This is a genomic window from Ruegeria sp. HKCCSA071 (genome assembly GCF_017872555.1).
Classification (GTDB): Bacteria; Pseudomonadota; Alphaproteobacteria; order Rhodobacterales; family Rhodobacteraceae; genus Ruegeria.
Window position 1 is genome coordinate 1502034 of the sequence record NZ_JAEDOX010000001.1, and the last position, 22830, is coordinate 1524863.

Annotated in this window: 22 protein-coding genes; 11 read left to right on the top strand and 11 right to left on the bottom strand. The window is 59.9% G+C overall.

The genetic code is table 11. From position 1 onward, the window contains the following. Positions 1 to 65: 65 nt before the first annotated feature. The 3 genes from I9188_RS07430 to I9188_RS07440 are packed head-to-tail and all read right to left on the bottom strand — an operon-like array spanning position 66 to position 4626. Positions 66 to 3113 carry an efflux RND transporter permease subunit gene (locus tag I9188_RS07430; protein WP_209504755.1) on the bottom strand — a complete coding sequence of 1016 codons (3048 nt, stop codon included), beginning with the start codon at positions 3111 to 3113 and terminating at the stop codon, positions 66 to 68. Between the two features lie 11 nt (positions 3114 to 3124). Next, entirely contained in the window at positions 3125 to 4162 is a 1038-nt protein-coding gene (locus I9188_RS07435) for an efflux RND transporter periplasmic adaptor subunit (RefSeq protein WP_209504756.1), read from the bottom strand. Next, entirely contained in the window at positions 4159 to 4626 is a 468-nt protein-coding gene (locus tag I9188_RS07440) for a MarR family transcriptional regulator (protein WP_209504757.1), read from the bottom strand. Before I9188_RS07440 ends, I9188_RS07435 begins: the two co-directional genes overlap by 4 nt. Positions 4627 to 4784: 158 nt before the next feature. Between I9188_RS07440 and I9188_RS07445 the strand changes: the two genes are divergently transcribed. After that, a complete protein-coding gene (locus I9188_RS07445; RefSeq protein WP_209504758.1) occupies positions 4785 to 5909 on the top strand; it encodes a beta-ketoacyl-ACP synthase III in 1125 nt (374 codons plus the stop codon). Positions 5910 to 5935: 26 nt separating this feature from the next. Here the strand turns inward: I9188_RS07445 and I9188_RS07450 are convergent, their stop codons facing one another. Both I9188_RS07450 and I9188_RS07455 read right to left on the bottom strand, forming a co-directional pair. After that, on the bottom strand, positions 5936 to 7738 hold the full coding sequence (locus tag I9188_RS07450; protein WP_209504759.1) for a hypothetical protein: 1803 nt from the start codon (positions 7736 to 7738) through the stop codon (positions 5936 to 5938). 159 nt (positions 7739 to 7897) lie between these two features. After that, positions 7898 to 8359: a hypothetical protein gene (locus tag I9188_RS07455; RefSeq protein ID WP_209504760.1), complete on the bottom strand. Its 462-nt coding sequence runs from the start codon at positions 8357 to 8359 to the stop codon at positions 7898 to 7900. A gap of 355 nt (positions 8360 to 8714) precedes the next feature. Here I9188_RS07455 and I9188_RS07460 point away from each other — a divergent pair, with 355 nt between their 5' ends. After that, positions 8715 to 9293, top strand: a complete 579-nt coding sequence (locus I9188_RS07460) for a thymidine kinase (RefSeq protein WP_209504761.1) — start codon at positions 8715 to 8717, stop codon at positions 9291 to 9293. On the opposite strand, the gene I9188_RS07465 is transcribed toward I9188_RS07460, so the two are convergent. The 5 genes from I9188_RS07465 to I9188_RS07485 form a co-directional block, all read right to left on the bottom strand. Further along, the gene (locus I9188_RS07465; RefSeq protein ID WP_209504762.1) at positions 9290 to 10240 is read right to left on the bottom strand and encodes a D-glycerate dehydrogenase; all 951 of its coding nucleotides are present in this window, start codon (positions 10238 to 10240) and stop codon (positions 9290 to 9292) included. The genes I9188_RS07460 and I9188_RS07465 overlap by 4 nt on opposite strands. Further along, positions 10240 to 10578 (bottom strand): tRNA-binding protein, encoded by a 339-nt coding sequence (locus I9188_RS07470; protein WP_209504763.1) that lies wholly within the window; start codon positions 10576 to 10578, stop codon positions 10240 to 10242. Before I9188_RS07470 ends, I9188_RS07465 begins: the two co-directional genes overlap by 1 nt. Then, on the bottom strand, positions 10571 to 11386 hold the full coding sequence (proC, locus tag I9188_RS07475) for a pyrroline-5-carboxylate reductase (protein WP_209504764.1): 816 nt from the start codon (positions 11384 to 11386) through the stop codon (positions 10571 to 10573). The genes I9188_RS07470 and proC overlap by 8 nt, the downstream gene beginning before the upstream one ends. Before the next feature lie 39 nt (positions 11387 to 11425). Continuing rightward, positions 11426 to 11926, bottom strand: coding sequence for a YbjN domain-containing protein (locus I9188_RS07480; protein ID WP_209504765.1), 501 nt, complete (start codon positions 11924 to 11926; stop codon positions 11426 to 11428). 321 nt (positions 11927 to 12247) lie between these two features. Then, the gene (locus I9188_RS07485) at positions 12248 to 12496 is read right to left on the bottom strand and encodes an accessory factor UbiK family protein (protein ID WP_050604795.1); all 249 of its coding nucleotides are present in this window, start codon (positions 12494 to 12496) and stop codon (positions 12248 to 12250) included. 97 nt (positions 12497 to 12593) lie between these two features. Between I9188_RS07485 and lgt the strand changes: the two genes are divergently transcribed. From lgt to I9188_RS07505, 5 genes are all read left to right on the top strand, one after another. Continuing rightward, positions 12594 to 13484 carry a prolipoprotein diacylglyceryl transferase gene (lgt, locus tag I9188_RS07490; protein ID WP_209504766.1) on the top strand — a complete coding sequence of 297 codons (891 nt, stop codon included), beginning with the start codon at positions 12594 to 12596 and terminating at the stop codon, positions 13482 to 13484. Continuing rightward, positions 13481 to 14548, top strand: coding sequence for an SAM-dependent methyltransferase (locus I9188_RS07495; protein ID WP_209504767.1), 1068 nt, complete (start codon positions 13481 to 13483; stop codon positions 14546 to 14548). The genes lgt and I9188_RS07495 overlap by 4 nt, the downstream gene beginning before the upstream one ends. Beyond that, on the top strand, positions 14545 to 15303 hold the full coding sequence (gene pgeF, locus I9188_RS07500; RefSeq protein WP_209504768.1) for a peptidoglycan editing factor PgeF: 759 nt from the start codon (positions 14545 to 14547) through the stop codon (positions 15301 to 15303). The genes I9188_RS07495 and pgeF overlap by 4 nt, the downstream gene beginning before the upstream one ends. 270 nt (positions 15304 to 15573) lie before the next feature. After that, entirely contained in the window at positions 15574 to 15702 is a 129-nt protein-coding gene (locus I9188_RS20370; RefSeq protein ID WP_280922374.1) for a hypothetical protein, read from the top strand. Between the two features lie 328 nt (positions 15703 to 16030). Further along, the gene (locus I9188_RS07505) at positions 16031 to 16813 is read left to right on the top strand and encodes a Hint domain-containing protein (RefSeq protein ID WP_209504769.1); all 783 of its coding nucleotides are present in this window, start codon (positions 16031 to 16033) and stop codon (positions 16811 to 16813) included. A 119-nt stretch (positions 16814 to 16932) separates the two neighbouring features. Here I9188_RS07505 and I9188_RS07510 read toward each other — a convergent pair whose 3' ends face one another. Beyond that, entirely contained in the window at positions 16933 to 17433 is a 501-nt protein-coding gene (locus I9188_RS07510) for an Lrp/AsnC family transcriptional regulator (RefSeq protein ID WP_209504770.1), read from the bottom strand. Between the two features lie 226 nt (positions 17434 to 17659). Between I9188_RS07510 and trxB the strand changes: the two genes are divergently transcribed. The 4 genes from trxB (at position 17660) to I9188_RS07530 (ending at position 22741) form a co-directional block, all read left to right on the top strand. Continuing rightward, entirely contained in the window at positions 17660 to 18601 is a 942-nt protein-coding gene (gene trxB, locus I9188_RS07515) for a thioredoxin-disulfide reductase (RefSeq protein WP_209504771.1), read from the top strand. 3 nt (positions 18602 to 18604) lie between these two features. Continuing rightward, positions 18605 to 19054, top strand: coding sequence for an RES family NAD+ phosphorylase (locus I9188_RS07520; RefSeq protein WP_209504772.1), 450 nt, complete (start codon positions 18605 to 18607; stop codon positions 19052 to 19054). Positions 19055 to 19134: 80 nt separating this feature from the next. Then, positions 19135 to 20826, top strand: a complete 1692-nt coding sequence (locus I9188_RS07525) for an adenylate/guanylate cyclase domain-containing protein (protein WP_209504773.1) — start codon at positions 19135 to 19137, stop codon at positions 20824 to 20826. A gap of 196 nt (positions 20827 to 21022) precedes the next feature. After that, complete coding sequence (locus I9188_RS07530) at positions 21023 to 22741, top strand: bifunctional sulfate adenylyltransferase/adenylylsulfate kinase (RefSeq protein ID WP_209504774.1); 1719 nt, start codon at positions 21023 to 21025, stop codon at positions 22739 to 22741. Positions 22742 to 22830: the final 89 nt, after the last annotated feature.

Sequence of the window (22830 nt, forward strand, 5' to 3'; positions counted from 1 at the left end):
AGACCCCTGAACCAAACGGAAAAGCCCCAGAGGAAACTCTGGGGCTTTTATTTGTTTCCAATGCCTTACGCAGGTTCTTCCATCGTTTTCTTTCGTTCGTCACGGGCGAAGAACAGCAAATAGAACACCGGTGCCGCGACCATTGTCAGCACGGTGGCAAATGCCAGACCGCCCATGATCGTCACTGCCATCGAGACGAAGAACGCATCCGTGAGCAGCGGCGCCATGCCCAGAATGGTCGTGACAGCCGCCAGCATGACAGGCCGCAAACGCGACACGGATGCTTCGATGATTGCCTCGCGCAGGGGCTTGCCGGTAGCGCGGACCAGATCGATTTCCTCAACCAGAACAATGCCGTTCTTGATCAGCATGCCCGACAGGCTGAGCAGGCCCAGAAGTGCCGTAAAGGTGAAGGGCAACCCTGTTCCCAGCAGGCCGATTACCACGCCGTTCACGGACATCGGCACCAGCAGCCAGATGATGATCGGCTGGCGGATCGCGTTGAACAATAGGACCGAGATCAACACCATGATCAGCAGGCTCAGCGGCAATTGTCTGCCCAGGCTTGCCTGTGCTTTGCGCGAGTTTTCGAACTCTCCACCCCACTCCATCTTGTAGCCGGGTGGCAGGTCGATGGCCTCGATAGCATCGCGCACTTCGGCGTGGACCTGTGCCGCTGTCAGGTCGGGCGGGATGTCGGCGCCGACGGTGATGGTCAGAACCCGATCACGGCGATGAACCAGTGTATTGAGCGTTTTGTACTCGAACCCATCCACCATTTGTTCAATTGGTACAAACTTTTCCGACTGGTCCGAGTACACGACCTGATCGACGATCGAGTAATCTCCGTCCGCAGGTCGGCGCAGGATGATCGGGATTAAGCGGTCGCGCTCGCGGAACACACCACCCGTGATGCCGTCGGTCGAGAATTGCAGAGTGGCGGCGATATCTTCGCGCGTGACACCTGCTGTCTGCGCCCGTTCGGTGGCATAGATCGGTTGCAGCGCCAGTTCCTGTTCGCGCCAATCGTGGTGAACCAGCAGCGCGTTCGGGGATGCGGCTGCCATGCGCTGCACTGCCTCATCAGCAAGCTGGCGCAGCACGACCGGATCGCTGCCCGAGAACCGGGCCTGAATCGGATCACCACCGCCGGGGCCAAAAACCAGGCGCTTAGTGCCGAACTCACCTTCAGGGAATTGGACGGACCCAAACGCCTCAAGATCCGCTTGCAGCGCCGGGATGTCGTCCAGGCTTGCTGTGCGGATGACCATATGCCCATAGCTGGGGTTCGGCTTTTCGGCTGAATACGTCAGCATGAAACGAGTAGCCCCCTGGCCGACAAAGGTCGCGACCGAGACCACGTCGTCGCGGGCTGCCAACCACTCTTCGAACACCGCCATGTCTTCGGCGGTTCGTGCAATCGGTGTGCCCTGCGGCAGTTTGTAGTGCACAAAGAACAAAGGCGTGTTGGAGTTGGGGAAGAACTGCTGTTTCATCAGCCCAAACCCGGCATAACACACCACGGTTACGCCGACGAGACAAGCAACAACCAGCCAGCGGAAGCGCAGCGCAAAGCGCAGGATCGCACCATAGGTGCGGAACAGGAGGCCGCCATAAGCGTCGATCTCGCCTGCTTTGCCCTGTTTGAAGAAGTAATGCCCCAAAAGCGGCGTGACGGTGATCGCCAAAACCCAGCTGAGCAACAGTGAAATGCCGATCACGGCGAACAGAGAGAACAGGAATTCTCCGGTTGCGTCAGGGCTGAGGCCAATGCCCGCAAAGGCCATGATGCCAATCACAGTCGCACCCAGCAGCGGGATCTGGGTTTTTGATGCCACATCTTCGGCCGCATCGCGCGAGGACTGGCCGCGCAGCATGGAAATTTGCATCCCTTCGGCCACAACGATGGCGTTGTCCACCAGCATCCCCATGGCGATGATCAGGGCACCCAATGAGATTCTTTCCATCTCGATCGAAAAGAGCGACATGAACAGAAGCGTGCCGACCACGGTCAGCAGCAGGGTCGAGCCGACAACAATGGCCGCGCGCCAGCCCATGAAGATGCCCAGAACGGCGACCACGATGGCCACCGACATGGCAAGGTTCACGAGAAAGTCGTTCGAGGCCTGTTCGACCACCACATGTTGCTGATAGATCGGCAGGATTTCGACACCGAAGGGAATGCTTGTGTTCAACTCCGCAAATTTGGCGTCAGCGCGTTTGCCAACCTCGACAATGTTTTCGGTGGCCAGACCCGCGATGCCCAAGGTGAAAGCCTCGGTCCCGTTGTAGCGGATAATGATGTCGGGGTCGTTCTGACGGGCGCGATAGACATCGGACATGTCAAAGAGGTTGATCACCTGCCCCTGCGAACCAACAGACAGGCCCGCAATGGCCGACACGCTGTCCGACCCTTCGGCCGTCAGAATGGTGGTGCGGTCGTTATCAGAGCGCAAGGACCCTGAGGAATTGACCGAATCCGCATTGGCAATCGCCTGGTTGATCGCTTGCAGCGGGACATTCTGGTTCACGGAAATCGCCAGATCGGGTTCGACAAAGATCGCCTCGTCCGGCAGGCCCTGAACCTCGACATCCGCAACCCCGTCCACGGTCAGCAGTTCCCGCCGCAGGAACGTTGCCAGTTCGTGCTTTTCAGCGTCCGAGAACCCTTGGGCGGTCACCGCATAGAACAGGCCGAACACGTCGCCGAACCCGTCATTCACAAACGGTTGGCCGACGCCCGATGGCAGGCCGCGCGCGGCGTCGCGCACCTTGGCCCTGAGGCGGGTCCAGATGGCAGGCAGTTCGGTGCCGTCGTATGTCGATTTGATCTCGACCTCGATCAGGGACCGTCCGGGTTGATTGACCGAGGTGATGACATCCACCTCGCCCATCTGCTGTATGGCGGATTCCAGCGGTTCCGATACTTCCAGCGCCACCTGCTCGGCGGTGGCACCGGGGTATTGCGTGGCGATGACCGCGTTTTTGATTGTAAAGGCCGGGTCTTCCAGACGGCCAAGCGATGTGAACCCCCAGATGCCCCCAATGAGGGCAATGAGGATGACCAGCCATGTGTAAAGCGGCCGGTCGATTGAGGCGCGGGCGATATTCATCTGTCAGCCCCTCAGTTCGCGAAACCGGCAAACCGGCGCACCGTCTGACCATCCGTCAGCACAGCGCCCCCGGCCACAACGACCTCATCCCCGTCAGACAGGCCCGTCAGCACCCGGACATCGCCGGTTTGCGTGGGCTCGATGGTCACCGGGACGCGGCGCACGGTGCCCTCATCCGCCCCGACCGGGGAAAACACCATGACGTTCAGCGCGCCGTTTGCGTCGGCGATCACAGCGGTTGCTGGCACGATGATGCCAATGCGGTTGTCCTGCACCTGAACATTGACGGTAACGGACGAGCCGGGAAGGATCAGCAACCCCTCGGGCGGGGTCAGGCCGAACTGGATGCGGAAGGTTTGACCGACGCTGGAGGTTTCCGCGTCGAATTCACGGATTTCCAGCGGGAAGACTTCGTCACTGGCAGGGAATTTGGCGGTGATCGTTCTTTGATCAGTCTGGCCGGAGCGTTGAAACAGGATCTCGGGCACGTCGACCACGATGCGCAATTCGGACATGTCGTGAATGCGGACGATGGGCGTGCCTGCCGAGACGGTGGTAAACGCCTCGACCGAGCGGCTTGAGACCAGCGCGTCAAAGGGCGCGGTCAGCGTGGCGTGTTCCAGTTCATATTCCGCGTCGCGCAGGGCGATCGCGGCCAGTTGCGCCTCGGTCTCGGCATCGTCCACGGCCACCTGGCTGGCGGTTGTACCGCGCAGGCGCGACAGGCGCGCAACGGTGCGGTCGGCCTGCTCCTTTTGCAGCCGCGCCCGATCAAGGCGCAGCTCGAACGGTTCCTGATCCAGACGGGCAATCAGGCCATCCTTGGGAATCACGAAGCCTTCGTTGATGGGCATTTCGACAATCTGGCCCGCAACCTGAAAGGCCAGATCAACGGTCTGGCGCGCGGCGACGCGGCCAAAAAACTGCCGCGTGAAACCGGGCGCGGTTTCGCGCACCTGCATGAGTTTCACCGGTTTCGGGGTCTCTTGAGCGGCAATCGGGGTTGCCAGAATGGCCAGTGCAAGGCCCAGAGAGGTCAGGAGTTTCATTTCTTCAATCCCTCGGGAATTCCCGTTTTCAATACGTTGTCGCGGACTTTGCGCGCCAGTCGCGCGAATTCGGCAGTTTCTTGTTCGTTGAGGCCCGAGGCCCTGTGAAACAGGTCCCCGGCGGCGGCGACCAGCATGTTGCGGGCCTCTTCGCCCTGCTTTGTCAGCACCAGCAACCAGGCGCGGCGGTCTTCGGGGTCACGCCGACGCGTCAGATAGCCCGCTTTTTCAAGGGCATCGGCTGTGGCGGTGATCGTTGATGGTACGCTTAACATATCGGCGGCCAGAACACCCATGCGCTTGGGCTGATCCAGCTTGATCAGCATGTGGCATTCCGGGTGGCTCAGGTCTGTTTCGATACAGTCGAAGGTCTCTTCCAGTTTCCAGTACAGAGCATAGACGCCCATGATCGCCTGAATCTCGGGGCTGAGGCGGCCGAGTCTGGCACTGATATCGTCTGGCATTGGGGTCTCCGCGCGGGTTACGGGGCGATATACTTCAATTTCTGAACTATTCAAGATATGAAACTGTGCCCCGAAAAGAATTCCCTTGGGTCAACATATCTTGATCAAATCACGCCATGACTGCATTTTGGGCGAATCCGAAACATTCAGGACCCGCCATGTATACCCCCGCCATCACCGGTACCGGTGTCTTCACGCCGGAAAACGTCATCACCAACGCCGAGCTTGTCGAAGCGTTCAACGCTTATGCCGACAAGCAGAACGCGAAGAATGCCGAGGCCATCGCAGCCGGGCAGATGGAGGCGATGCAGCATTCCTCGGAAGAGTTCATCGTCAAGGCGTCGGGCATTCAGAACCGCTATGTGATGGACAAGGCCGGGGTGCTGAACCCGGACGTCATGCACCCGACGCTGCGCCAGCGCAGCGATGACGAGCCCGGGATCATGACCGAGATGGCAGTGGATGCCTGCAAGAAGGCGCTGGCGCAGGCGGGGCGTACGGCGGCGGATGTCGATCTGGTGATCTGCGCGGCCTCGAACCATGAACGCGCCTATCCGGCGATTGCAATCGAGATTCAGCAGGAACTGGGCATCGACGGGTTTGGCTTTGACATGAATGTCGCCTGTTCTTCGGCCACGTTCGGCATTCAGGCGGCGGCGGATATGGTGCGGTCTGGGTCGGTGCGCGCGGCGTTGGTGGTGAACCCTGAAATCTGCTCGGGCCATCTGGAATGGCGCGACCGGGATTGTCACTTTATTTTTGGCGATGTGGCAACGGCAACGCTGATCGAGCGGATCGAAGACGCAAAAGGCCCGCATTTCGAAATCCTGTCGACACGTTGTGCCACCGCCTTTTCCAACAATATCCGCAACAATAACGGGTTCCTGCGCCGGTCGCGCCCCGATGGTGTGATTGACCGCCGCGACATGCAGTTCATGCAGAACGGCCGGAAGGTGTTCAAGGAAGTGTTGCCGATGGTCAGCAAGCATATCAGCGACCATATGGAGGCCGAAGGGGTCAGCAATACCGACCTCAAACGCCTGTGGCTGCATCAGGCCAACAAGACGATGAACGATTTCATCGGCAAGAAGGTTCTGGGCCGCGAACCCGAGGCGGGCGAGCAACCCAATATCCTTCAGGATTATGCGAACACCTCATCCGCAGGGTCGATCATTGCGTTTTCGAAATACTCTGACGATCTGCAAGAGGGTGATCTGGGGCTGATCTGTTCTTTTGGGGCCGGGTATTCGGTTGGATCGGTGATCGTCAAGCGTCACGCCTGATCGGCATTCCGCAACGCGCTGACGGCCTAGAAATCGGCAGCCAACTGAAAAACCTGAAACGCGGCCCCTTCCCCACCATCAATCCGGCTGAGATAGGCGGGGGTTTCACCCTTTGCCAGTTGGGATTGCAGCCCGCGCCCCTGAGACGCCCAGTCCCAGAATTCAGTACGGGGCGTAGCGGTGCAAATCAGCACATAGCTTACACCCAGCGCAGCAAGACGCGGACCGGCCTGGGACGCATCCATACGCAAAACCGCAATCTGCGCCTGAATTCCGGCCCGGTTGCGGTGATAATTGCCCGCCAGAACCGAATGATTGGTATAGCGCAGCACCTCTGCCGCAAAATCGAAATCGACCAGAACCATGCCGGCTGGCAGGTTTTTCAGGGCCGCGTAAGCCTGGGGCGCCTTGCAGGCGGCGCCGTCGTTTTGCGAAACCCGCGCGACCTCGGCGGCAGGTGCCGCAAGGGAGGGGCGCGCAAATCGTCCCAGCTGTTTTTCCACGCTGATGCCGATCTTTGGCGAGACGCAGACAACAAAGCCTACCATAGCCAGGCCGGAAAGCGTGCGACCATGGGTTCTGTAACTGATGTAAAGGGCGCGCAGCATCTGAGCCTGAACAGCCACAAGGGACACGCCCAGAAACGTCATCATCCGGGACTGGTACAGAAACATGGAAAACCCGGTCACAATCAGCGCCAGAAACAGAAGATAGTCCATTTTGTCTTGTGACTGTCGGACAAAGAACAACGCTGCAACCGCTGTGATGACGGACATGGCGATCAGGGCCGCAGCCTCGCCCAAATGCAGTTCCAGCACAACGGTGATATTCTGCGCTTCGGCAACCTGGCTGAGCCAGAAGTCACGCATGTCCTGAGGCAGGTTCGCAATCGGGTTTTCAAGGCAGTAGGGCGCAAATGCGTAAGCGCAGCCAAGTGTTACAGCGCCAATCGCTAGACACGCGCCGAAGCGCCCCCAATGGGACCAACCCGACCCGACCCAGGCTGCTGCACACAGGCACAGGGCCGCGATCCCGGCCGGCAGGGCCACACTGATCGTCAGGGCATCGCAGCTTGGAAACAGAAAGCCCTGACGTCCCGTTGTTGCAACGCTGACCAGAAACAGGGTCAGCGCCAGCCCGGTTCCAAACACCATGGTGCGGCGGCGGGCGGCTGCGCCGGTCACGATCCAGTCAATCGTAAGGAACACCGCGATAATCGCGACCTGCACGATTGATTCGGTTCCGATGGACACCGAAAGGGCCAGACAGACACCCAGCCACCCCGCAGCAGAGGGTTTGGCCTTGCGTAGGACAAAGAACATGAGGGCCGCTGCAAACAGCAGAATCTGAACATTGTGGTGGTCAAACGAGAAATAGTCGAACTTCCGATAATGTTCGAGCGTCAGCACACCGACGACCAGTGCCGAAATCGCGCCATTGCGCCCGCCCAAAGCGCCGCCAGTGACGGCGAAGGTCCACAGGGTCAGCCCCGCCAGCAGCACTGGCCAGACAAACGCGGTCACTTGCAAGGCGCTGTCGGGTGGCACGACGATCGCGGACAGCGCGTAGATCCCGGCGATCGGCGCGTCGACAAGCCGGGACCAGTGCATCAGCGTGCCGCCACCGGGCCCCAGCCGATGCTGATAGGCGTCAAACCAGCCCTGCCCCGCCAGCAGGTCCTGTACCATGACCCAGCGCATCGCGTCATCAGGGCCTTCCTGATAAGCGCCAAACAGCACCGTGGCCAGAAAAAGCGCATAGACAAACAGGAACGACCGCCAAACCATACGGTCTGCGAGAACGCTGTAATTTCCCTGCATTTTCTGCATGGTTTACTGCCCTTGACGATCTTGCCTGCGCCGCAGCTTATCGGAAAGACATGACTGAATTGAGGCACAGGGTCCGGTTGGTGATCATGCCGCAAAGCGCACGATATCTGCTGCAATCCGGGCAGGCGGAATTTGGCCGGTAACGGTCCGCAATCAGGCCTAGCTGACGCTTTCTTCTTCCAGGTGCAGTTTCATTTCAATCAGGACCTGCTGAAGCAAACTGGTTTCTTTCAGCAGCCTTTTGGCTTCGTTCACCGTGATGATGCCATCTTCGATTGCGGCCTGATATTCCGTCATCAGCATTGCAAACCGCTGGCTGAGCGCGATGACATCCGAATTCACACCGCCTGTGCGTGATTCCTCGGTGTTGCGTTCGCTGTAGGACAGGGTGATGTTTTTCAGATCCGCCAGCGCGGATGTCACATGCGGATAAGTTGCTGCGTTTTCAAGCCGGGCCACCGCATCCACAGGCATAAACCTGTCCGCGTGTTCTGCGTTGTCCGAGTAATACCGGCCCAGAGTCGCCTTGGATTTTCCTGTAATTTCACAAGCAGCTTCTATTCCGACATCTTTGACCAGCGCTTCTGTGTGTTTCTTCAGATAGGCCCCGATATCTGCCATTGATTTACCTTTGTTACCTGCAAACGCCCGCCCGATGTCCAAACCGGGGAAAGCGTCGGGAAATTTCCCATACCTGAGTCATAATTGAAATGTCATACATTGACTATCCCTCAGATAAGCGGGGGATTTTGTGAGTGAGTGGCGGCAGTTCAAGCCGGTAAAGAGTGATTGCAGGGCGGTATTGTTGGGCCTTGCTTTGTTTTGGCCACATGTTGGCCGACGGCGTCGCTGTTGCAGACGCGGGGGTTCCATCCCCTACGAGCCCAGCTCGGCCTCTGCACACGCAATGGCGACGTCGCTTCTTACATCCCTTTGCTCTCTTGTTCCTTTTCGTCAGGCGTTTTAGACCCGCGCCATGGCAAAGCTGTATTTCAACTATTCCACCATGAACGCGGGCAAGTCGACCGTGTTGCTACAGGCCTCGCACAACTATCGCGAGCGCGGCATGCAGACCTACCTGATGACCGCCGCCATTGACGGGCGGGCGGGTGCGGGGCGGATTGCATCGCGCATCGGCATATCGGAGCACGCTGACACTTTCACACCCGAAGATGATGTCTTCGCCATGATCCGGTCCCGGCTGGACAAAGGTTCCGTGGCCTGCGTTTTCATCGACGAGGCACAGTTCCTGTCCGAGGCGCAGGTCTGGCAACTGGCCCGTGCGGTGGACGATCTGGATGTGCCGGTGCTGGCCTATGGTCTGCGCGTGGATTTTCAGGGCAAGCTGTTCCCCGGTTCCGCCACCCTGCTGGCCCTTGCCGACGAAATGCGCGAAGTGCGCACGATCTGTGAATGCGGCCGCAAGGCCACGATGGTGATTCGTCGCGACGAGACCGGCAAGGCCATCACTGAAGGGGCACAGGTACAGATCGGTGGCAACGAGACCTATGTCTCGCTCTGCCGCAAACACTGGCGTGAGGCGGTCGGCGACTAGACCGGGTTGGGCAGCGCCCTGCCCGCGACAAAGGCCGCCACGTTATCCAGCGCCATGTGCCCCATGCTGCTGCGCACCTCTTCGGTGGCAGTGCCCAGATGGGGCAGCAGGGTGACGTTTTCCATTTCGCACAGGGATTGCGGCACTTTGGGTTCGAATTCGTAGACGTCCAGCCCCGCCCCCGCGATCTGACCGGTTTGCAGCGCCGTGATCAGCGCGACCTCGTCCACCACCTCGCCACGGGCGATGTTGACCAGAATAGCCGAGGGGTTCATCGCCTCAAGAATCTGCGCATTGATCAGGTGGCGGGTTTCCGCACCGCCGGGAACCGCAAGCACAAGGAAATCGACCGAAGCGGCGAGTGTTTCAAGGTCAGGTGTGAATTCCGCCGGGAAATCCAGTTGCTTGGCGCTGCGGGACTGATAGGCCACCTGCATGGCAAACCCGAAATGACAGCGGCGCGCGATGGCCTGTCCGATGCGGCCCATGCCGACAATGCCCACGCGCTTGCCGGTCACATGATGGCCCAGCATCTGCGTCGGGTGCCAGCCCTGCCACTGACCCGATCGCACCAGCCGCTCCCCCTCACCGGCCCGCCGGGCTGTGGTCAGCAGCAGGGTCATGGCGATATCGGCTGTGGCATCGGTGACCGCGCCGGGCGTGTTGGTTACGTCAACCCCGGCCGCGCGTGCGGCATCCACGTCGATATGGTTGAAGCCAACACCGAAATTGGCCAGCAGCTTGCAACGCGGCTGACCGGCATCCGCAAAGACCTGAGCAGAGAACTGATCGCCCAATGTCGGCACAACGACGTCGTATCCGGCCAGAGCGGCCAGCATCTCCTGCCGCGCCATGGGCAGGGTGTTTTCCCGGATGGTTACATCGAAATCGGCGCGGGCGCGCGATTCGACTGCCGGTGTCATCGGACGCGTGATCAGCAGTTTCATCAGTGCATCCGCCCGCCGGTTGGTACCTTACCGTCAGGGCCGATCAAAACGATCTCGCCGTTGTCATCGGGCAGACCCAGCACCAGAACCTCGGACATGAACTTGCCGATCTGGCGTGGAGGGAAGTTGACGACGGCCATGACCTGTTTGCCGACCAGAGTGGCCGGATCGTAATGCGCGGTGATCTGGGCCGAGGTCTTGCGCTCGCCAATCTCGTCCCCAAAGTCGATCCACATCTTGATCGCGGGTTTGCGGGCCTCGGGATAGGGTTCGGCGCGGATCACCTCGCCCACGCGAATATCGACCTTGAGAAAGTCGTCGAACGAAATTTCACTCACGCGAGAGCTCCTTGGATCGGTCAGTTGCGGCCTTGACGGCACGGTGCAGCAGGTCGGGAAAGCCGGTTTCCTGGTGCATCAGCACCTCAAGCGCGGCCTGTGTGGTGCCGTTCGGAGAGGTCACGTTGATGCGCAGCTGCGCCGGGTCTTCGTCGGACGCCATGGCCAGCGCCCCGGCACCGGCCACTGTGGACTTGGCCAGTTTCATCGCAAGCTCGGCAGGCAGGCCATGCGCCGCGCCCGCAGCGGCCAGGGTTTCGATCAGATGGAACACGTAGGCCGGGCCGGACCCGCTGAGCCCGGTGACGGCGTCCATCTGTGCCTCATCCTCAAGGCGAACAGTCTGGCCCACTGCCGCCAGCAGGTTTTCGGCCTGCTCCATGTCGATCTCGGAGGTGTGTGCGTTGCCGATCAGTGCCGTGATGCCCTGACGGATGGCGGCGGGCGTGTTGGGCATGGCGCGAATGATCGGGGTGTCAAGGCCCAGAACGGATTCGAAGGCCGCAATCGAGGTGCCAGCTGCAACCGAAATAAACAGGCTGGACCCGCCGCCCAGCGCCTGAATGGCAGGCAGGGCTTCGCCCATCATCTGCGGTTTGACCGCAACCAGCACCACGGCGGGAGATTCGGGCAACGGTGCGTTGATATTGACGCCCTGCGCCTTCAGCCAATCCGACGGAAAGGGATCGATGACCCAAACGGAAGCTGGCGGAAGGCCGTGTTCCAGCCATCCCGCCAGCATTGCGGACCCCATCTTTCCGCACCCCAGAAGCACAAGCCCCTGTTCGGCCACTCGCGTCATGTCCATTTGCCCCTCCCGCTTTACATATCGGTTCGGGGCAAAGGTTTACGCGCGGCCGTAGGCCTCTGCAATGGCCACTTGCATGGCTTCTTCTGGCCCTCTGTTACCCCAGGTCACCAATTGGATCGCGGGGTAGTACCGCTCGGCGCTCATGACGGCGGCATTGATCATCGTGTCGATCTGGTCAGCGCTGGCCGTTTGCCCGCCTGCAAGGACCAGACCATAGCGATAGACCATCAGCTTCTGGTTTGCCCAATAGGTAAACGCGCCTACCCAGCACTGGTCGTTCATCTTGTTGAGCAGCTCATAGAGCTGCATTTCACGGTCGGCCGGTGGTTCCATTTCGAAGCTGCACACCATGCGCAGCGTTTCGTCATAGTTGGACCAGGCCAGCGTGATCGAGTAGGTGCGCCACTGCCCTTCAACGGCCATGGCAATCTGATCGTCCCCAATGCGATCAAAATCCCAGTCGTGATGTTCGGCCAGATGCTCAACAATGTCGATCGGATGAATGTCTTCTTCGAGATACTGCTCGGAAAGGGCCATAATGCCACCTCACTAATCTCTAGCATTTCGGGGCTGGCAGCGCCCCAGCGCTAGTTGCCTGCTCTACAAACCGGGCTTCCCCCATAGGCCTGTACTAAATATGGTGCGATGTGGCGTAAGTTCTGGCAACCCTAATTATTGGGGATAACAGCAATAAGTTGTGGACAGAAGGCAACGGCGATCAAAATATTGGCGCCAGAGTCAGCTTTGTCTTGAATAAATTCTGCGACACGTCAGAATACACAGCACCGCACAATCCGGGCTGGATTGCGCGGCGTTATGCTTTGTCCGAAAATTGTGGAAACAGGGAGCGCCGGGGCGTTATTTGTCCAGTTTCGCCTCGAGCGCGGCGATGCGGGCTTCGAGTGCCGCATTTTCCTCGCGTGCCTTCTGGGCCATGGCGCGCACGGCGTCAAATTCTTCGCGGGTGACGAAATCGCGGTCGGCCAACCAGCGGTCGATCATCGACTTCATCGCGTTTTCAGCCTCTTCCCGCGCGCCCTGCGCCACGCCCATGGCGTTGGTCATCAGTTGGGACACGTCATCCAGGATTTTGTTGCGGGTCTGCATATCTGTTCTCCGATCTCGCGGTTTACCTGTATATGGGCAAAGAATGGCGCGGGCTCAAGGTTGACTTGACCTGCAAACCCCGGGCAATGAGACGCACATGCAAGCTGTTCTGAATTTCCCCGATCTGTCGCCCGAACTGTTCTCGATCCCGCTGTTCGGGATGGAGTTCGCGTTAAGGTGGTATGCGCTGGCCTATATCGCGGGCATCCTGATCGCGTGGCGGCTGGCTGTTGTGGCGTTGCGCCGCCCAGCGCTCTGGCCTGCGGATGGCCCGCCGATGAAGCCCGAGCAGCTGGAGGATCTGGTCACCTGGATCATTCTGGGTGTGATTCTGGGTGGGCGGCTGGGCTTTGTGCTGTTCTATCAACCGGCTTATTACCTGTCGCACCCGCTGGAGATCGTGAAGGTCTGGCAAGGCGGCATGGCCTTTCATGGCGGATTGCTGGGCGTGATCCTTGCGTCGTACCTGTTTGCACGACGGCACCGTATCCCCGCCCTGTCGCTGGGGGATCTGGTCGCCTACACCGTTCCGCCCGGATTGCTGCTGGGGCGGCTGGCCAATTTCGTCAATGCCGAGCTGTGGGGCCGCCCGAGCGAGCGGCCCTGGGCTGTCATCTTTCCTGGATATGCTGCGCAGGATTGCCCCGGCGTGGTCGCAGGCATGTGCGCCCGGCACCCGTCGCAGCTGTATGAGGCCGCGCTGGAGGGTGTGTTGCTGGGGGCGGTACTGCTGTGGCTGGTCTATCGGCGCGGCGGTTTTCGCACACCGGGCCTAGTCATGGGGACGTTCCTTGCGGGCTACGGCGCGTCGCGCTTTATCGTCGAGTTCTTTCGCCAGCCGGATTCGCAGTTCGTATCGCCCGGCAATCCGCTGGGGCTGGCCTGGCATGTGGGCGGGTACGGGCTGACCATGGGGCAGTTCCTGTCGCTGCCGATGATCGCGCTTGGTCTGTGGTTTGCCCTGCGTGCGCGGCGGCAGGCGGCATGAGCCTGACCGATCATCTGGTCGCCCGCATCCGGCAGGATGGACCGATGAGCGTGGCAGATTTCATGGGAGAATGCCTGCTGCATCCGACGCTGGGCTATTACACGACCCGTGATCCGCTGGGGGTTGCAGGGGATTTCACCACAGCGCCGGAAATCAGCCAGATGTTCGGGGAGCTGGTCGGGCTATGCCTTGCGCAGAGCTGGATGGATCAGGGTCGGCCCGCACCGTTTGCCCTATGCGAGCTGGGGCCGGGGCGTGGTACCCTGATGGCCGATATTCTGCGCGCCACACGGTCAGTACCCGGATTTCACGAGGCAGCGCAGGTTGTACTGGTTGAAGCATCGCCTGTATTGAAACAGGTGCAGGCGGCAACGCTGAAGGATTACGACGCGGTCTGGATTGCAACGATCGCCGACCTGCCCGACCAGCCGCTGTTGCTGGTGGCCAACGAGTTCTTTGATGCCCTGCCCATCCGCCAGTTTCAGCGTGACGGTACGGGCTGGCGCGAGCGTCTGGTGGGTGAGCGTGACGGTGGGTTGACTTTCGGACTGGGCGCAATCGGGCCGCAGGTGGCGTTGAATGACAGGCTGTCGGACACCAAGGACGGTGATCTGGTCGAACTGTGTGTTGCTGCAATTCCGATTCTAACCGTGATCGCAGGACGGATCGCCAGCCATGGCGGCGCGGCGCTGATTGTGGATTATGGTGACTGGCATTCGCTGGGCGATACCTTGCAGGCCCTGCAAAACCACGAACATTCCGATCCTCTGGTATCGCCCGGTCAGGCCGATTTGACCGCGCATTTGGATTTTGAGCCTTTGGCCGTTGCGACCCGCGCCTGTGGGTGCAGGCATACGCGCCTGACACCGCAGGGCCTCTTCCTTGAACGGCTGGGGATCACCGCCCGCGCGCAAGCCCTGTCCAAGGCGCTGAGCGGTTCCGAGCTGGATGCGCTGATTGCCGCGCATCGGCGGTTGACGCATCCTGATGAAATGGGAAATCTGTTCAAGGTGATGGGCCTTTTCCCGGCCTATGCCGCCCCACCACCAGGATTGGAACCATGACGCTGGAAATTCTGACCTCGGACCTGCTGTCGCCATTTCGCCATGGGTTCTTTACCCGTCGCGGCGGCGCGTCTTCAGGAATTTTCAGCGGGTTGAACTGTGGTCAGGGGTCCTCGGATCAAACCGAGATTGTCGCGCTGAATCGGCGGCGGGTGGCCGACGCGATGGAGGTGGACCCCGAGGCAATGGTCGCGGTACATCAGGTTCATTCGCCAACGGTTCTGACAGTCAAAGCCCCGGTTGAAGGTGAAAAGCCCAAAGCGGATGCCATTGTCACAGCAACACCCGGTCTGGCCCTGACGATCCTGACGGCCGATTGCCAGCCGGTTCTGTTCGCCGATCCCGATGCGCATGTGATCGGTGCCGCCCATGCCGGGTGGCGCGGCGCGCTGGACGGTGTTCTGGAGGCAACGCTGGACGCGATGGAGGCGCTGGGGGCCGACCGCAGCAATATCTGCGCCGTGATCGGACCCAGTATTTCGCAGCGCGCGTACGAGGTGGGGCCAGAGTTTCTGGACGCGTTCCTTGCGGATTCGCCGGACAACAGCCGCTTTTTTGCCAATGGTGAAAGTGACCGCCTGCAATTTGATCTACCCGCCTTCGGGCTGCACCGGCTGCGGCAGGCGGGAATCGGACAGGCCGAGTGGACCCGGCACTGCACCTATTCCGACCCCGACAGGTTCTATTCCTATCGCCGGTCAACACACGCGAACGAGGTCGATTACGGGCGGCTGATTTCCGTCATAAGATTGTGATCTTCGTCCAGATTTAGGTGCCCTGCCACTTTTCCGCCACATTTTTTGTGTTGATTGGGCATCAGAATCGTAACGAGTTTTTGCCAGTCATCAGATCGTTATCTGACGTTCGAAAATCGGGCGCTGGCGTGTTGAGTGGGAGGTCCATCTGACTTCATCTTTCTGTCCGCAAATCTTCCCGGATAAGCCTTATCCCTGCCGCAAACGCGCGTCACAAAAGGTTTACAGAGGACATGGGGAGGAAATCCCCGTTCAGAGCAGGACCAGAAAATGAAAACCAAATCACGCTTTCTGAAAGCCATGGTCGCCGCCACTCGGGACCAGGACCTGGAAATGCCGTGGAAACGGGTAACAAGCAATTCTGTCAGGGTCGCCAGCCGCATCGCGGCACGACGCTGAGACAGAAAACCCAGAGACCAAGCTGCCGGTCTTATTTGGGTCAACGCGTATCAGGTTTGCTCCGGCCTGATGTATCGCGCGTCACGAGCGAGGGGTTCGTGGCTTTTTCGGAGTTGTGTGTGCGGGCAATTTCGCCCGTGAAGTACGAGTTTGTCTGGGGGGTCAATGTGTTGACCATTGGAAAGCGAGATTTAGTCGCAATGCGGGACCGTACCGGTCGCCGCCCGAGGGTCACCCATTTGTTTCAAGGCAAAGAACCAGTTCGCCGGGCGGGTCTGTACGGGGGTACGCCGCGCCTGACCGAACATTTTGAGGGGACGGAATATTAATGACTATTCCAAATTCACTGGCCCGCGCGGCCAGAAATGCAATCGAAACGTCTGTTATGCTGCGGGACGCACCGCGGCCGGTTTCCAAGCCAAAAGCCCAGCTGCGCCGCTATGAGGTCAGCAGCCTGTTGAGGAACGGAGATGTGGTTCAGACCCGCCACATTGCGCCCGCCTTGCCAATGTTTGAAGACGCGTTTTGCGCCTTCACACGTGGATCTTTGGTAGAAACGGAACATGGACCGATGGCAATCGAGGATCTGATGCCGGGGGATACGGTCCTGACGCAGGATGGCGCATCGGAAACCGTGTTGTGGAAGGGATCTGTCACTCTGATCCCCGGACGCGTGGATTCGCGGGGCCGGACGCGGCCGCTGACGCGGATCATGGCGGATACGTTCGGGATGCAAAAGCCAATGTCGGGTGTCATTGCCGGCCCGGCGGCGCGAATCGTGGGAACACCCGCGCATTTGCGGCACCTGCATGGGGGGCAGCCGATTCTTACACCCGTGTCCGAATTTCAGGACGGGATGGGTGTCATTGAAACAATGCCGCCGACCCCCGTTGAACTGTTTCACATTTGTTTAAAACGCCATTCCGTTATTCGCGTAGATGGATTACAGTTCGAAACATATCATCCAGGTGTGAATGCGGTTCGCATGATCAGCCACTCGCTTCGGTCGATCTATCTGAACCTGTTCGCGCATATCGAGTCGCTGAACGATTTCGGCCCGCTGCTGATGCCGCGCGCCGGAGATGGTGAGATTGACGCGATGACGGCCTGAGCATGATTGTGATTACTGCATTATGGGGGGCATCATGCAGCTGGTAATAAGTTGGGTTCTATCCCTTGCGGTGGCAGCACTGTTGCCACCAATCACCGCGCAACCAAAACGTGTTGGCGTTACGCCGTCCGGTTCATACGTTCTTCCAGAACGTCGAACGGCACGCCTGGCTCGTCTTTTGCGCCGCGAATAACGAGCGATGTCTTGACGCTGGCCACGTTTGGCGTGGTCAGCAACTCGCCCGTCAGAAACTGCTGAAAGCTGCTCAGGTCAGGTGCGACGCATTTCAGGATGAAGTCCACTTCGCCGTTCAGCATGTGGCATTCGCGGACCAATGGCCATTCGCGGCAGCGGCCTTCGAATGCGCGCAGTTCGACTTCGGCCTGGCTGTCCAGACCGACCATGGCAAATACCTGGACCTCGAACCCCAACTCGCGTGAGTTGACCTCGGCGTGATAGCCGGTGATGAAGCCGGATTCTTCGAGTGTGCGCACCCGGCGCAGACAGGGCGGGGCCGAGATTCCGACCCGTTTTGCCAGCTCGACATTGGTCATACGACCGTCCGCCTGCAGTTCCGCCAGAATCTTGCGATCGATATCATCCAGCCGAGTCGTGACCATCAAATGCTCCTGATTTTTCGGTTCTTATATCAGCACCCCACACGCGCGCAATAATGTTTCGCAGATGCGCAATTTTCTTTGTTTCCTTTTCGCCTTCTCCCGGTGAACCCGGGGCGCCCCTGCCCGAGAGGGCCTGAACAGTAAGGGGCTTTAAGCCGGGCCGGTCGGTCGCTATATCGGGGCGACGGGCCGCGGGCCCAATTCAGGCAATTCGAGCGGGGGCACCATGGCCGACACACGACACACCAAGGTTCTGATCATCGGGTCGGGGCCCGCAGGATACACCGCAGGCGTATATGCAAGCCGCGCCATGCTGGAACCCATTCTGGTACAGGGCATCGAACCCGGTGGTCAGCTGACAACGACGACCGAGGTCGAAAACTGGCCCGGCGACACCGAGGTGCAGGGCCCGGACCTGATGGTGCGGATGCAGGACCATGCGAAGGCCATGGGATGTGAGGTGATCGGCGACATCATCAGCGATCTGGACCTCAGCAAGCGCCCCTTCACCGCCAAGGGCGACAGCGGCACCACATACACGGCGGACGCCGTCATTCTGGCCACCGGCGCGCGTGCGAAATGGCTGGGTCTGCCGTCGGAAGAGAAGTTCAAGGGCTTTGGCGTCTCGGCCTGCGCCACCTGTGACGGGTTCTTCTATCGCGGGCAGGAAATCGTGGTGATTGGCGGCGGCAACACAGCCGTGGAAGAGGCCCTGTTCCTGACCAATTTCGCCAGCAAGGTGACCCTGATCCACCGCCGCGATGAGTTGCGGGCGGAAAAAATCCTTCAGGATCGCCTGTTGAAGAATGAAAAGATCGTACCGCTGTGGTTCCACCAGTTGGAAGAAGTGATCGGCACCGATGCGCCTTTGGGCGTTGAAGGTGTTCGGGTCAAACATGTCAAAACCGGCGAGATCACCGAGATCCCGTGCAAGGGCGTCTTTGTCGCCATCGGCCACGCCCCTGCGAACGAGTTGCTCAAGGACACGCTGGAAACCCATATGGGTGGTTATGTCGTCACCAAACCGGGCAGCACCGAAACATCGATTCCCGGCGTGTTCGCAGCAGGCGATCTGACCGACCATGTCTATCGTCAGGCGGTAACAAGCGCCGGAATGGGCTGTATGGCAGCACTGGATGCCGAACGGTTCCTGGCCGAACAGGACTGATACATGCTTGAATTCTCTGGCCCTGTCTGGAGAATTCTGTTTGCGTCGCAGGCAGCGACCCCATTGCTGCCTGCCCGTGCGCCCGTGGGGCGCTTTCACCATTCCGGACAGTTCGGGCTTTATGCCTCGCTCAGCGCCGAAGGCGCTTCGGTCGCCATCCGTCGCTACGTCTCGAGGGATGATCCCGACCGGGTGGTTCAAAGGTTTCTGGTGGAAAACACGCGGTTGGCGGACTACCGCGGGCAGACGGCAGCCTCGGTGATCTGGCAGGATATTCGCGCGACGGGGGCCCCTTCCCCGACATGGTCTTTTTCAGATAAAGCGCGGGCACTGGGGGCGGACGGCTTGATCTACAGCTCGCGCTCGCGCCCTGACCTCAGCCATCTGGTGCTGTTTTGTGCGGACAAGATATCAATTCAATCCCAACACCCCGCCACCCACTGGCAGGCCTAGATTTGCACCCGAAGCCTTGACCTGACCGCGAACGTCCTCGCAAAGTCCAACCACGGCGAACAGCGATACAGGTGGTATTCTTGAAGAGCGCTTTGTGGCGTGGCGGTTGGGCAACCCGGCTTCGGATCGGCAGCGGGTTGGTTCTGTTTGCTTTCGCTTTCTTCCATTTTATCAACATCGGGATGGGCCTGTTTCACACCGATTATCTGCACGGGATGCAGGACGGTCGAACAGCGGTGACGCGGCACATCCTTTTGAGCGTGCTGCTTTATGCAGCGCTGTTCACACATGCCGGTCTGGCGCTGGCCTCGATCGCACAGCGCCGGACCCTGCGCATGCCGTTCAGCACGGCGTTGCAGGTGGTTCTGGGTCTGCTGATACCATTGCAGCTGATCTCGCATGTCATCCAGACGCGGGTCGCGCACGAGATCTATGACGTCAATGACGAGATGGGGTACATCATCATCCTGATGTGGCCCAGCACCGTGATTTGGATGCAAAGCGCACTGTTGCTGATCGTCTGGGTGCATGGCTGTATCGGACTGCATATGTGGCTACGGCTGACAAAATGGTGGTCCAGCGCCGTACCCTATCTGATCGGTGTCGCCGTCTTCATCCCCATGTTCGCTTTGGCCGGTCTGCTGACCGAGGGTCGCCGCATCTGGTTGGATTTCGCGGATGAGTTTTTGCGGGAACAATATATCGAGCATTACAACTGGCCCTCGCCCGAGGCGTTTCAGACCATGTTCACCGTCAAGGATAATGCCCTTCTGGCGTTCTGGCTTGCCCTGGCGGCCACGGGTCTTGTGTATATCGGGCGCAAGCTGTGGCGGCGCAGGCATGCGGTGCGGGTGAGTTACAGCAGCGGGCCCGAGGTGGATGCCGAAAAGGGCATGACCCTGCTTGAGATTTCGCAGGCACACGGTGTGCCCCATGCGGCCTTGTGCGGCGGGAAGGGCCGTTGCACCACCTGCCGCGTCATCGTTGAAGAGGGCTCCAGCGCCCTGCCCCCGCCCGGCGATGTCGAGGCCCGCAGTCTGGCCGCTGTTGGCGCCTCACCGCAGACACGGCTGGCCTGCCAAATCCGCCCGACAGAACCGACCACCGTTTTCCGCGTTTTTCAACCGGATGGCGGGCGCATTCGCGGACATGCCAGTCAGGGGCAGGAACGAAAACTGGCCGTACTGTTTCTGGACATGCGCGGATTTACCGCCCGCACGACGGGTCAGCTGCCCTATGATATCGTGTTCCTGCTGAACCGGTTCTTCGACGCCGTCGTGCCTGCCATCACCAAGGACGGAGGTGTCGTGGACAAATACATGGGAGACGGGTTGCTGGCGGTTTTCGAAAAACCCGATGCAGCCGCATCCGCCCGCGCCGGGTTGAAGGCTGCGATAGATATCAGCCATGCCCTCGACCGGTTCAACGAGCAGCTTGAGGCCGAAGGCAGCCCTGGCATTCGCATCGGAATGGGCCTGCACCTTGGGGATCTGGTGCTGGGAGAGATTGGCGCGCAGGGACATGCCGCGAGAACGATCATTGGCGACGCCGTCAATGTGGCCAGCCGACTGGAAAGCGAAACCAAGGCGTTGGGGGTCGAACTGCTGGTCTCACAAGAGGTGTTGAAGGCCGCGGGCATGGACCTGCCGTCGGAGGGTATACGGTTGTTCCAGTTGCGCGGCGTTGCCGATCCGATTCCTGCCCTGCCAGTCACCCGTGCGTCCAGGCTTGCGCCGCACACGCAAAAACAGGAACAGTCATACCCTGCATGATCGGATTATCTACGCCCAGGGGAACCAGATCATCATTTTGATTTCAGAGTTGGAAATTCCTTCCAATCCGCGAGAAATCAGCGCATATCGTCCTTTGTTTCATTGACGCCAGTGGACTTCGCGCGACAGTCGGTGCAAATGCCCCGAAAACGCCCTTGAATCACTGGCAACACAACACTGCGATAAGAGTATTCAGATGACGATGTTAAGCAATCTGGCCCCCATTCCCGAACTTTATGTGTCGTATGACTCGGCCCAGAAACTGAAGGTCGAAGCCGCCGACCTGACCAGTTGGGATCTGAGCCCGCGCCAGATCTGCGATCTGGAGCTGCTGATGAACGGCGGTTTCAACCCGCTCAAAGGTTTCCTGAGCGAGACCGATTACGACAATGTCGTCGAAAACATGCGTCTGGCTGATGGCACGCTATGGCCGATGCCCATCACGCTGGACGTCAGCGAAGACTTTGCGGACAAGATCGAACTGGGTCAGGATATCGCGCTGCGCGATCAGGAAGGCGTGATCCTGGGCACCATGACGGTGACCGACCGCTGGACCCCGAACAAGGCGCGCGAGGCCGAGAAGGTTTTTGGTGCCGATGACGATGCCCACCCGGCTGTGAACTATCTGCACAATGTGGCGGGCAAGGTCTATCTGGGTGGCCCCGTCGTGGGCATCCAGCAGCCTGTTCACTATGACTTCCGCGGTCGCCGCGACACGCCGAACGAGCTGCGCGCCTATTTCCGCAAGCTGGGCTGGCGCCGGATCGTGGCCTTCCAGACCCGCAACCCCCTGCACCGTGCGCATCAGGAACTGACTTTCCGCGCCGCCAAGGAAGCGCAGGCCAACCTGCTGATCCATCCCGTCGTGGGCATGACCAAGCCGGGCGACGTGGACCACTTTACCCGCGTGCGCTGCTATGAGGCGGTGCTGGACAAGTATCCCGCGTCCACCACCTCGATGAGCCTGCTGAATCTGGCGATGCGCATGGCTGGCCCGCGCGAGGCGGTCTGGCACGGGCTGATCCGCGCCAACCACGGCTGCACCCATTTCATCGTGGGCCGCGATCACGCGGGTCCGGGCAAGAACTCGGCCGGGGAAGATTTCTATGGCCCCTATGACGCGCAGGACCTGTTCCGCCAGTTCCAGGACGAGATCGGCGTCGAGATGGTCGATTTCAAGCACATGGTCTATGTGCAGGAGCGCGCGCAATACGAGCCGAATGACGAGATTCTGGATAAGGACAATGTCACGATCCTGAACATCTCGGGCACCGAGCTGCGCCGCCGTCTGGCCGAGGGTCTGGAAATCCCCGAATGGTTCAGTTTTCCCGAAGTGGTGGCAGAGTTGCGCAAGACCAAGCCGCCACGCAGCCAGCAGGGTTTTACCGTGTTCTTTACCGGCTTCTCGGGCTCGGGCAAATCCACCATCGCCAACGCGCTTATGGTCAAGCTGATGGAGATGGGGGGCCGTCCGGTCACGTTGCTGGATGGCGATATCGTGCGGAAAAACCTGTCCTCCGAACTGGGTTTCTCGAAAGAGCATCGCGACCTGAACATCCGCCGGATCGGCTATGTCGCATCCGAGATCACCAAGAACGGTGGCATCGCCATCTGCGCCCCTATCGCACCCTATGCCACCACGCGCCGCGCGGTGCGCGAAGAGATCGAGCAGTTTGGTGCTTTCTGCGAAGTGCATGTTGCGACCACCATCGAAGAGTGTGAGCGGCGCGACCGCAAGGGTCTGTACAAGCTGGCCCGCGAAGGCAAGATCAAGGAATTCACCGGCATCTCGGACCCGTATGACGTGCCTCAGAACCCTGAATTGCGTGTCGAGACCGAGAATGTCGAGGTTGACAACTGCGCCCATCAGGTGCTGCTGAAGCTGGAAAGCATGGGCCTGATCGCAGCAAGCTGAACCAGATGAATGAATGCAGCGGCCTCCGGTTTACGGGGGCCGTTTTTGTTTTGACGGGCTGAGGTGTTGGGGGAAGTCGCCGGGTGTGA

Bases quoted from the DNA above. Each gene is read 5' to 3' on its own strand.
- I9188_RS07430 (WP_209504755.1), bottom strand. From the start codon at position 3,113: ATGAATATCGCCCGCGCCTCAATCGACCGGCCGCTTTACACATGGCTG.
- I9188_RS07435 (WP_209504756.1), bottom strand. From the start codon at position 4,162: ATGAAACTCCTGACCTCTCTGGGCCTTGCACTGGCCATTCTGGCAACC.
- I9188_RS07440 (WP_209504757.1), bottom strand. From the start codon at position 4,626: ATGCCAGACGATATCAGTGCCAGACTCGGCCGCCTCAGCCCCGAGATT.
- I9188_RS07445 (WP_209504758.1), top strand. From the start codon at position 4,785: ATGTATACCCCCGCCATCACCGGTACCGGTGTCTTCACGCCGGAAAAC.
- I9188_RS07450 (WP_209504759.1), bottom strand. From the start codon at position 7,738: ATGCAGAAAATGCAGGGAAATTACAGCGTTCTCGCAGACCGTATGGTT.
- I9188_RS07455 (WP_209504760.1), bottom strand. From the start codon at position 8,359: ATGGCAGATATCGGGGCCTATCTGAAGAAACACACAGAAGCGCTGGTC.
- I9188_RS07460 (WP_209504761.1), top strand. From the start codon at position 8,715: ATGGCAAAGCTGTATTTCAACTATTCCACCATGAACGCGGGCAAGTCG.
- I9188_RS07465 (WP_209504762.1), bottom strand. From the start codon at position 10,240: ATGAAACTGCTGATCACGCGTCCGATGACACCGGCAGTCGAATCGCGC.
- proC (WP_209504764.1), bottom strand. From the start codon at position 11,386: ATGGACATGACGCGAGTGGCCGAACAGGGGCTTGTGCTTCTGGGGTGC.
- I9188_RS07480 (WP_209504765.1), bottom strand. From the start codon at position 11,926: ATGGCCCTTTCCGAGCAGTATCTCGAAGAAGACATTCATCCGATCGAC.
- I9188_RS07485 (WP_050604795.1), bottom strand. From the start codon at position 12,496: ATGCAGACCCGCAACAAAATCCTGGATGACGTGTCCCAACTGATGACC.
- lgt (WP_209504766.1), top strand. From the start codon at position 12,594: ATGCAAGCTGTTCTGAATTTCCCCGATCTGTCGCCCGAACTGTTCTCG.
- I9188_RS07495 (WP_209504767.1), top strand. From the start codon at position 13,481: ATGAGCCTGACCGATCATCTGGTCGCCCGCATCCGGCAGGATGGACCG.
- pgeF (WP_209504768.1), top strand. From the start codon at position 14,545: ATGACGCTGGAAATTCTGACCTCGGACCTGCTGTCGCCATTTCGCCAT.
- I9188_RS20370 (WP_280922374.1), top strand. From the start codon at position 15,574: ATGAAAACCAAATCACGCTTTCTGAAAGCCATGGTCGCCGCCACTCGG.
- I9188_RS07505 (WP_209504769.1), top strand. From the start codon at position 16,031: ATGACTATTCCAAATTCACTGGCCCGCGCGGCCAGAAATGCAATCGAA.
- I9188_RS07510 (WP_209504770.1), bottom strand. From the start codon at position 17,433: ATGGTCACGACTCGGCTGGATGATATCGATCGCAAGATTCTGGCGGAA.
- trxB (WP_209504771.1), top strand. From the start codon at position 17,660: ATGGCCGACACACGACACACCAAGGTTCTGATCATCGGGTCGGGGCCC.
- I9188_RS07520 (WP_209504772.1), top strand. From the start codon at position 18,605: ATGCTTGAATTCTCTGGCCCTGTCTGGAGAATTCTGTTTGCGTCGCAG.
- I9188_RS07530 (WP_209504774.1), top strand. From the start codon at position 21,023: ATGACGATGTTAAGCAATCTGGCCCCCATTCCCGAACTTTATGTGTCG.